The organism is Rhizobium sp. SRI_017, from assembly GCF_057586295.1.
In genome coordinates this window covers 1-1,326 of sequence record NZ_JBYCZP010000061.1, presented here as the reverse complement: position 1 = coordinate 1,326, position 1,326 = coordinate 1, and the positions used below count along the sequence as shown (strand labels likewise).

The 1,326-nt window shown below is 58.6% G+C and carries 1 protein-coding gene; it reads right to left on the bottom strand.

All coding sequences use genetic code 11. From position 1 onward, the window contains the following. Positions 1 to 48 precede the first annotated feature (48 nt). Complete coding sequence (locus tag AC2YI2_RS34960) at positions 49 to 1,269, bottom strand: IS256 family transposase (protein WP_487391114.1); 1,221 nt, start codon at positions 1,267 to 1,269, stop codon at positions 49 to 51. Positions 1,270 to 1,326 lie beyond the last annotated feature (57 nt).

Below are 1,326 nucleotides of genomic sequence, written 5' to 3'. Positions count from 1 at the left end.
GGGACTGTCAGGAATTTCGTGTACGGGCGTGCGGTTGAACATTCGCGTCTACGCCCTTGCGGCCTGAAAGCGGTCCGCAAACAGAATTGAGAATTGCGATTTTGCCATCGCCCATTCCCTGGGTGGCATCTTCCACTCTTTCTCCGATCTGTTCAAGACCAGGTAGAGCAGTTTGGTAGCAGCGTCGTCATTTGGGAAATGGCCTCTTGCCCGGACGGCGCGGCGCAGCTTGGAGTTCAAGGCTTCGATGGCGTTCGTGGTGTAGATGATCCGGCGCACGTCCTTGGGAAAGGCAAAGAATGGGATGACCTCCTGCCAGGCTCGCCGCCAAATCTGGGCGACGGCGGGGAATTTTCGGCCCCAGAAGCCACCCTCGAACGTCATCAACGCCGCTTCCGCCGCCCTATCGTCGATAGCGCCGTAGATGGATTTCAGCTCTCGGGCCAGGTCCTTGCGGTCTTTCCATGAGGCAAAATCCAGCGAGTTTCGCAACAGGTGGACGATGCAAGTCTGCACCGTCGTTTCTGCAAAGACTGCATTGATGGCCTCGGGAAAGCCCTTCAGGCCGTCAACGACGGCGATCAGGATGTCCTCGACACCACGGTTCTTTAGCTCGTTCATCACCCGCAGCCAGAATTTCGCGCCCTCGTTGGTTTCGATCCAGAGGCCGAGAATTTCCTTCGTGCCATCGCCTCGTACGCCGAGCGCAATATGCACCGCCTTGTTGCGAACGTGACCTTCGTCCCGGATTTTGACGCGCAAGGCATCGAAGAATACCAGCGGATAGACCGGCTCCAGAGGCCGTGACTGCCATATCGCCACCTCGTCCAGCACCGCGTCGGTGACGGCCGAGATCAAGTCGGGCGACACGTCGATCCCGTAAAGCTCCTGGACATGCCCGACGATCTCGCGCGTGCTCATGCCTCGCGCATACATCGACACGATCTTCTCGTCGAAGCCTGGGAAGCGGCGCTGATATTTGGCCAGCAATTGAGGATCGAAGCTCGACTGCCGGTCGCGCGGGATGGAAAGCTCAAGCGAGCCGCTATCCGTCAGCACCGTCTTGCGACCGTAGCCATTGCGGCTGTTGCCGGCGGTCGGCTCGCCAGAGAGGTGATGATCCATCTCTGCGTTCAAAGCCCGTTCCGCCAAGGCCTTCTTCAACTGATCGAGCAGCCCGTTGCTCTCGAAAGCCGTCTTCGCATCAGAACCGGCCAATAACTGGTCCAGGATGCTATCCGGGATAACAGGCTCTTTCCGTCGTGCCATGGGTGATCTCCTTCGTACCCATTATGCACGCCCGTACACGAAATTCCTGACAGTCCC

Bases quoted from the DNA above. Each gene is read 5' to 3' on its own strand.
- AC2YI2_RS34960 (WP_487391114.1), bottom strand. From the start codon at position 1,269: ATGGCACGACGGAAAGAGCCTGTTATCCCGGATAGCATCCTGGACCAG.